Here is an 8324-nt window from a genome sequence, read left to right as displayed (position 1 = left end):
ATTTCTGTACGGAAATCCGAATAAAGAAAAACTGGCAGTTTTAAAGCGCATCCAGTTGTCTTTTACTGCGCTTGTTAATCAGGATATCAAGATACTTGAACAGGAAAAATCTGTATTTTTACAGATTGTGAAAAACGATAAAAAAGATCCCGATATGCGTCAGCTGGAAAAATCCATGCGTCCAGTTGGAATGAACTCTGCATTTTGTCAGAATGCATTTGACATTGCAGTAACTCATCTCTCTAATCGCCTGAATAATATTCGCCAGGATCTACTATCAGAAGGAATGGATATTTTTGCAAAATCAAAAGTGTTGTTTGCAATGGCAGTTATGGGAATGTCTTAAGAAGTGATGATTTCTTCTTTACGGGCAATTGGAAAAACTTTTCATAACGAGTGTGCAGATATGGTTGAAAAAATGGAAGGGCGTGAGTTTGCCTATTTCATGACGGAGTTTTTCGATCGATATTATAGTAAATGCATGGAATATAAACTTCCGGTTTTGAAAAATATCTCTGTTCCACTGGATTCAAGACTGATGAAACTGGAAGAATCTACAAGCACATGTATGCCATATGTAATTACAATCACAGATCCAGAGAACAAAGGAAAACGATTTTCGGTACCGATCAATAGCAGTGCACATTCTTTACATAAAATAAAAAGCAATGTAATGGCGGGTACTGTTATGATGCAGATTCATAATGGAAAGTTACAAATTGGATGGTCGTATAAAAATATCAGAAAACAGCCAAATACTAAAACATATATTGGTGTAGATACCGGAATTGTGGATGCATTTTATACATCTGATGGAAAAGGGATTGGCACGATGTCTGATGTCATCCAGTTTTATCATGAACAAGTAGAGCCTGCATTTGCGGAATTATCAAAGTTAAGGAATAAAAAACGGGCAATCCAGCATTATGTACGATATCATCAGCTCCCTGACGATGTGAGACGTTCTCTCATCGCTAAAATAGATCGTTTGGAACATATGATTTGTACTATGTCTGCCCCATATAAAAAGAAACGACATTATTATAATATGTTAAATCATGAAATCAAACAGTCTATATCCGTTTATATAAAAGAATTAACACCGGATACGATGACGGTTCTTGAAAAGCTGGATATCAGAGAATTTCACAAGAGCCGTAAGACAAATGGACAATTTTCGATGTTTGCGCGCGGAAAATTACAGCAACGATTAATGGAAACTTTGAACTGGAAGGGATATGACTTTATGGAAGTTACGCCTGATTTTACCAGTCAGGTGTGTCCGGTATGCAATCATCTGGACTCTGCAAATCGAAATCATAAAGAATTTCGGTGTACTTGCTGTGGTTACACAGAAGATGCGGATTATGTAGGAGCTGTTAATATCAAAAAACGGGCAACGGATATCGAAATCATGGAATTATGTGAGAAATATAAATATAATCACCATTTGCTTCAGAATTCTATAAAGATTGTTTATGCCGATAGATTTAAAACTTACCGGCAAGTAGCATCCTTATGAGAAACGGCAATATCCCACAGGTATGGTTTGTGGTGTATTGCCGTCTGGTAGTAAGGAACATATGAACTACCATCGTCTTGGTACAGCATGTCTGTATCTGGATTGTCTGGCGGAGATCTGTCTGGTTTGCATGATTCATACAAATTGGTCTTATTTCCAATAGATCGTCATTGAATAGCTTTGCATTTTAAGATGCTCGGCCATTCAATGACCGAGTAGTTCACTGTAAATCATCAGACACGCCACCAGAGTGTCTTTGATATGCAGTGCAACAAAAATATAACAGAAAGGACAACCTTGGATTATGAGAAAACTTCTTCACAACGCTCTCGGCATCGTCTTTGCCTTTGCGCTGATGTTCACTCTTCTCATCACTTCCGTGGAAGCCGTCACCTACTGGACTCCCGGTTACTATGAGAAAGAATATGAAAAATATGATGTTTTGGATGATGTCCAAATGGAAATGGATGACCTTCTCGATGTCACCCACGAAATGATGGCTTATCTGCGGGGAAATCGCGCAGATCTTCACGTTCTGACGATTGTAAATGGTCAACCACGCGAATTCTTTAACCAGCGGGAAATCGCCCACATGGAAGATGTGCGCGGACTCTTTCTCGGCGCAATTGCACTGCGCCGGATCTGCCTCGTTTTGATGGCAGTCTGCATTGCTCTTCTCTTTGCGTTAAAGGCAAATGTGCGCAAGGTGCTTCCGCAGACAGTCTGCATCGGAACCATTTTGTTTTTCGTCGTTCTGGCAGTCCTCGCAGGTATTATTTCCACGGACTTTAATAAGTACTTTATTATTTTCCACCATATTTTCTTCAACAACGATCTGTGGATGCTCGACCCGAATACCGATCTTCTGATCAACATTGTACCGGAACCGTTCTTCATGGATACCGCCGGTCGAATCGCTCTCACCTACGCGATCAGCGTTGTCGCCGTCTTTGCGGGCTGTGCCGGATGGCTGATTCATTTAAAGCATTTGCCTTTGAAAAATTTGAAGAAACAGAATTAATTTCAACTTTTATTTTTCATTTAGGCTTTTATTAAGGTTTTTATTAAGATTTTTATTGAGGTTTTTTATGCAGGAAAAAATAAACGGAAAAAGCGGACAAAATCAGATTAATATGCAGGATTCCAACCGAGCGGAGGTGCTTCGCTTTCTCGCTCTCCATCCGGGATGTTCGCGTGCGGAACTCGGAGAAGCGACGGGACTGACTCAGGCTTCTATGACGAAAATTGTCCGTTCTCTGACAAAATCCGGACTCATCTACGAGACTGGATTTACAGCAGGAAAAAAAGGACGGCGCTCTGTCGGTCTGTCCCTGAATTACAACCGCTATAAGGTACTTGCAATCCGCCTTTCCGCACACTGGCTGGAAATGCAACCGCACGATTTTCACGGACAGCCGTGTGGTCATCTTTTGTCCGTTCCGATCGAGGCGCTAAGCGAAGCAAACATGCCCTCGATTATTGAGCGGATCGCAGACGGAGTGACGACATTTCTGAAAGATTTTCCGGAACTCACGGCTACTGCAATCGCCGTCCCTGATCCCTGCCGTCGTGCGGATGGATCAATCCTGATCCCATCTGACACGAATACCAACACAGATACTAACACGGATACTAATACAAATACTGTCGCTGATACCGCCACGATAAAAGATACTGCAAAAGATACTGACAAAGACGCTACAAAAAACAACTCGTCCGCAAAACTGTTTCCGCTCTGCAAAAAACTTGAAGAGCAGATCGACCTTCCTGTTTTCCTGATCCATGATGCTGATGCCGGAGCAATCGCCTGTTGGCACAACCTTCCCGACAAAAATACGGGTGAGGTCATGCTTCACATTTTTGCAGACGACAGCATTGAGGTCGGTCTGACCCGCGGTGGACTCTGCCTCCACGATGCACGCATGATTTCGATGGCAGGTCATCTCCCGATTGATCCGCAGGGGCATGTATGTCCCAAATGCGGGCGAACCGGATGTCTCGACTCGCTTGCAAGCCTGTCCGCCCTCGAATCAAAAGCGAACCAAGAACTGTCTGCATTTCCGGAAAGTCTGTTAAACCGCGTTTCTGCGATCTCGGCACGCTCCGTCTTTGAGTCGGCGCGCCAGTGGGACCCGCTCGCAATGAAGCTGATTCGAGACTGCGGACACAATCTCGGTCTCGGAATTGCGTCCCTGCTCTCTATCTGCACACCGGACCGCATTTTCATCAGCGGAGGAATGACGCACGGTGGAATGCTCCTGCTTGAGGATGCCAAAAAAACTGCAACCAAACATCTTGCATCCTACCAGACGCTTCCCCCGATCGAGCTTGTCTCACCGGATGAGAACCGTATTCTGACAGGCACGGCTTATTTTGCAATTCAGCAACTTTTGAATGCCCCGTCCCGCTACCTCCTCCCACCGGATTCAGAGGAATCTAAGAATTGAATTCATAAGAATTTACAGGAATTACAGAAGTTATAGAAATTATAATTAAATTAAATTGAATTGAATTGCATTTCCTGGGTTCACAGAAGATTAAACCGATTCTATAAATAAATTTTATTCTTTATTTTTGGTGGGATTTTACTGGATTTTATTTTTATTCACTGAAAGGACTTATTTATGAAACGAATTGCTTCGTTTTTTCTTGCCCTCGTCCTGCTGACAGGGCTGATTTCACCACCGGCCTTTGCGAGTACTGTTCCCTGGCCGGACAATGTAGAAATCTCCGCTGAAGGTGGTATCCTCATGGATGCCGGTTCCGGCGCCGTTCTCTACGGCAAAAATATTCATCAGGCATACTATCCTGCAAGTATCACAAAAATCTTGACCGCCTTGATTGTCATTGAAAACTGTGACCTCGACGAAACAGTAACGTTCTCCCACAATGCAGTTTACAACGTGGAGTCTGGAAGCAGTTCTGCCGGCATCGACGAAGGAGACCAGCTGAGTGTGCGCGATTGTCTCTATGCAATGCTCTTAAAATCCGCAAATGAGTCCGCGAATGCACTCGCAGAACACACTGCCGGTTCAATCGAAGCCTTTGCAGAGATGATGAACCAGAAAGCGCAGGCACTCGGCTGTACAGATTCTCATTTCAACAATCCGAGCGGACTCAACGATCCGGATCACTACACTTCCGCTCACGATATGGCACTGATCGCCTGTTCTGCGTTTGAGAATGACACCTTCGTAGAGATTGACTCAAGCCGTTACTATGATCTCCCGCCGACAAAGCGAAATCCAGAAGGAAGCCGTGTCTACCCGGGACACAAGATGCTCAAAAAAAATCTTCCTGAGTACTATCCCGGAATCCTCGGTGGAAAAACCGGATACACCTCTCTCGCGGGCAACACCCTCGTTACCTGTGCAGAAAGAAATGGTATGCGTCTCGTTTCCGTCGTCCTGAATGGTCACCAGACACATTACAGTGACACAAAGACTCTTCTCGATTTTGGATTTGCAAATTTTTATTCGGTAAATGCCTCCTCGGAAGATACGACATATTCGTCTCTTGCAAACGACATGACGATTGCGGGACTCCCGGCAGCAGATCTCTCAATCCTGCATCTTCAGGATAACAGCAAAATTACCCTGCCGAACAATGCAACGTTTGCGGACACGACATCGTCGATCTCCTACGAACTGCCCGCCTCTGCACCGGATCGGGCAGTCGCACAGATCACTTACGAGTACGGGGGACACGATGCCGGTTACGCATGGCTTTTGAGAGCGTCAAAAACTTCAGGCTCAGAACGTGCAGAAAATGATTCCAAACAAGTTTCTATTCTGGAAAATAATGCGGAATCCGCTGAAAGTTCTGTTGGCGAAACTTCCACTGGCGAAACCAAAGGAGCCGATGAAACTGGGAAAACCAAAGATTCTGCTCTCTCATCTACCTCACTGGAGACTTTTGAAAACGGACAGAGCGATCCTTCGTTGACCTCGCCTTTTGAGATTCACATTCCGCTTGGATTCTGGATTGCTCTTGGAATCATCGGAATTATCGCCGTTGTCATTGCAATCATAATGTTTGTGAAATTTCACATTGAGAAACGTGAGGAAAATGAGCGCGCCGAGCGCTACCAGCGCCGTCAACAACGGATTCAGGATCTCGGAATGTCTCCCACAGAGTTTGATCTGATTATGGAGGAAAAACGTTCCGGATCTGCCCTTCGCTCAAATGGAGGCAGACGTCGCTCCAGACGGAGAAAATCGTTGTTTGATTTTTTGAAGAAGAAATAAAAACGGAAAATAATATCTAAAAGAATAACATACAGAAAATAAAGTTAAGAAGCTACTTAGATGCTTGGATATTGAAATATTTGGATATTTTATTTGGCTCCTCCAGAGAGTAAAGTTCTGCAAACACGCTCTCGCTCCGGGTTCGACGCAACGGTGCATAAGATCGCAAAATGCGCGATCTAAACACCGGCGTCTCACACGGGTTTGCAGAATCTTTCTCTCTTCCGGAGCCTGTATTTTATTCAAATCAATATTTCTGAGAAAGTTTGTAATACCCCTACCTATAACAGCCACTCTCACTTCAAGTCGAAACTGGAAGAGCGCATAATTCCTATCATAAACTTCTCAGCGCATCCTTCATCGACTTCACATACTCTGCCACATGCGGAACGGCATCTCGTCCGTATTTTTCCATCAGTCGCACAATCGCACTTCCGACAATTGCTCCATCCGAAACTTTTGCCATCTTCACTGCCTGTTCCGGGGTTGAAATTCCAAATCCAACCGCACATGGCACATCGGTGACAGCGCGAATCTGCTCCGTTAAAGCACCAATATCCGTCGTAATTTTACTTCTGACTCCGGTCACACCGAGCGAGGAAACCACATAGATAAATCCTTTTGCTTCTTTTGCAATCATCGCAATTCGATCAGCCGAAGTCGGCGCAATCAGCGACACAAGCTCGAGACCCTGTGCTTCAAAAATCGGTGCAAATTCCTCTTTTTCTTCATACGGGACATCCGGAAGAATCACTCCATCCATTCCAACCTGTGCACACCGCTTGGCAAAACGCTCTGTTCCATAGGAAAAAACCACATTTGCATAAGTCATGAAGACCATAGGAATCTTCACATCGTTTCTGAGTTCTTTGACCATATCAAAAATCTTGTCTGTTGTTGTTCCCGCCGAGAGTGCGCGCACATTCGCACTCTGGATTACCGGTCCCTCTGCGGTCGGATCAGAAAACGGAATTCCAAGCTCAATCAGATCCGCTCCTGCTTCCGCCATCGCACGAACAGCCTTTGCCGTCGTCTCAAGATCCGGATCTCCACAGGTGATAAATGCAACAAATGCCTTTCCATGATCAAATGCTTTTCTAAGATTACTCATTGATATCCTCCCCTCTGTAACGTGCGATTGCTGCACAGTCCTTGTCGCCTCTTCCCGAAATATTGATTACCATGATCTGATCTTTGCTCATTGTCGGCGCAAGTTTCATCGCATGCGCAACCGCATGTGCCGACTCGATTGCCGGGATGATGCCCTCTGTGCGCGCAAGATACTCAAACGCATTGACTGCCTCATCGTCGGTAACCGGAACGTACTCTGCGCGTCCCTGATCATGAAGCATCGCGTGTTCCGGTCCAATTCCCGGATAATCAAGTCCTGCCGAGATCGAGTATACCGGAGCAATCTGTCCGTATTCATCCTGACAGAAATACGATTTCATTCCGTGGAAAATTCCAAGTTTTCCGGTCGCAATCGTCGCTGCGGTCTCCGCGGTATTGACTCCGCGTCCTGCCGCCTCACATCCGATTAGACGAACTTCCTTATCGTTGATGAAATTATAAAATGCACCGATTGCATTGGAACCACCGCCGACACAAGCAAGCACTGCATCCGGAAGTCGTCCCTCCTTCTCCAACATCTGCTCCTTAATTTCCTTTGAAATCACGGACTGGAAATCCCGCACAATCGTCGGGAAGGGGTGAGGTCCCATCACCGAACCGAGGCAGTAGTGCGTGTCGTCGATGCGGTTTGTCCACTCACGGAAGCACGCTGAGCAGGCGTCCTTGAGCGTTCCGGTTCCCGTTGTCACCGGAATCACGGTTGCGCCGAGGAGACGCATGCGATAGACATTGAGCGCCTGACGCTTCGTGTCCTCCTCACCCATGTAAACAACACATTCCATTCCCATCAGTGCCGCTGCCGTCGCCGTTGCCACTCCGTGCTGACCCGCTCCGGTCTCCGCGATCAAACGTGTCTTTCCCATCTTCTTTGCGAGAAGCGCCTGACCGAGCACGTTGTTGATCTTGTGCGCACCCGTGTGGTTTAAATCCTCACGCTTTAAATAAATTTTTGCACCTCCAAGGTCTTTCGTCATCTTCTCTGCGTAGTAAAGTCGGCTCGGACGACCCGCATACTCGTTAAACAGCTCAGTCAGTTCTGCCTGAAACTGCGGATCATTTTTATAATGGTTGTAAGCTTCCTCAAGCTGAATCACTGCCTTCATCAGTGTCTCCGGGATGTACTGTCCTCCATGAATTCCAAAACGTCCATTTTTATTCGTCATTCCTGATTCTCCTTTTCCAAAATCGTTTTCAAAAAATCGTGTGTTCTGACTTCTGCCTCTGTTACTCTTTCAACTACAAGTTTCAATCCTATAACCAGGACGCAATTTCCTATGAAATAAAGGTTCTATACTGAATGTTGGGGTGTGTTGAAAAACATACTTCCAACATTCTTTTTGTTGTAATAAAATACATCTATAAGAAGCCTCCCAAATCATTTTACCGACCAAAGTTTAATGTTACGGAGGTGACCCCTTATAGAT

General features: G+C 45.2%; 7 protein-coding genes. 5 read left to right on the top strand and 2 right to left on the bottom strand.

Annotated features, from left to right (window positions below; genetic code table 11):
• The 5 genes from ACR0QT_RS14175 to ACR0QT_RS14155 all read left to right on the top strand — a co-directional run.
• The coding region (locus tag ACR0QT_RS14175) for a hypothetical protein (protein WP_432631345.1) at nucleotides 1-346 on the top strand (346 nt) is incomplete at its 5' end.
• A 6-nt stretch (nucleotides 347-352) separates the two neighbouring features.
• The gene (locus tag ACR0QT_RS14170; protein ID WP_432631343.1) at nucleotides 353-1522 is read left to right on the top strand and encodes a zinc ribbon domain-containing protein; all 1170 of its coding nucleotides are present in this window, start codon (nucleotides 353-355) and stop codon (nucleotides 1520-1522) included.
• 304 nt (nucleotides 1523-1826) lie between these two features.
• Nucleotides 1827-2543: a TIGR01906 family membrane protein gene (locus ACR0QT_RS14165; RefSeq protein WP_432631341.1), complete on the top strand. Its 717-nt coding sequence runs from the start codon at nucleotides 1827-1829 to the stop codon at nucleotides 2541-2543.
• A 67-nt stretch (nucleotides 2544-2610) separates the two neighbouring features.
• A complete protein-coding gene (locus tag ACR0QT_RS14160) occupies nucleotides 2611-3969 on the top strand; it encodes an ROK family transcriptional regulator (RefSeq protein ID WP_432631340.1) in 1359 nt (452 codons plus the stop codon).
• Between the two features lie 177 nt (nucleotides 3970-4146).
• Nucleotides 4147-5769, top strand: coding sequence for a D-alanyl-D-alanine carboxypeptidase family protein (locus tag ACR0QT_RS14155; RefSeq protein ID WP_432631339.1), 1623 nt, complete (start codon nucleotides 4147-4149; stop codon nucleotides 5767-5769).
• Between the two features lie 334 nt (nucleotides 5770-6103).
• Here the strand turns inward: ACR0QT_RS14155 and trpA are convergent, their stop codons facing one another.
• Both trpA and trpB read right to left on the bottom strand, forming a co-directional pair.
• The gene (gene trpA / locus ACR0QT_RS14150) at nucleotides 6104-6880 is read right to left on the bottom strand and encodes a tryptophan synthase subunit alpha (protein WP_432631338.1); all 777 of its coding nucleotides are present in this window, start codon (nucleotides 6878-6880) and stop codon (nucleotides 6104-6106) included.
• Nucleotides 6873-8063, bottom strand: a complete 1191-nt coding sequence (gene trpB / locus ACR0QT_RS14145) for a tryptophan synthase subunit beta (protein WP_432631337.1) — start codon at nucleotides 8061-8063, stop codon at nucleotides 6873-6875. Before trpB ends, trpA begins: the two co-directional genes overlap by 8 nt.
• Nucleotides 8064-8324 lie beyond the last annotated feature (261 nt).

Origin of the sequence: Brotaphodocola sp., assembly GCF_050873365.1 — a bacterium.
Lineage (GTDB): Bacteria > Bacillota > Clostridia > Lachnospirales > Lachnospiraceae > Brotaphodocola.
The sequence above is the reverse complement of the archived record's forward strand: the minus strand, read 5'-3'. Positions and strand labels throughout refer to the sequence as shown.

Coding starts and splice junctions, on each gene's coding strand:
- ACR0QT_RS14165 (WP_432631341.1), top strand. CDS start 1,827: ATGAGAAAACTTCTTCACAACGCTCTCGGCATCGTCTTTGCCTTTGCG.
- ACR0QT_RS14155 (WP_432631339.1), top strand. CDS start 4,147: ATGAAACGAATTGCTTCGTTTTTTCTTGCCCTCGTCCTGCTGACAGGG.
- trpB (WP_432631337.1), bottom strand. CDS start 8,063: ATGACGAATAAAAATGGACGTTTTGGAATTCATGGAGGACAGTACATC.
- ACR0QT_RS14160 (WP_432631340.1), top strand. CDS start 2,611: ATGCAGGAAAAAATAAACGGAAAAAGCGGACAAAATCAGATTAATATG.
- ACR0QT_RS14170 (WP_432631343.1), top strand. CDS start 353: ATGATTTCTTCTTTACGGGCAATTGGAAAAACTTTTCATAACGAGTGT.
- trpA (WP_432631338.1), bottom strand. CDS start 6,880: ATGAGTAATCTTAGAAAAGCATTTGATCATGGAAAGGCATTTGTTGCA.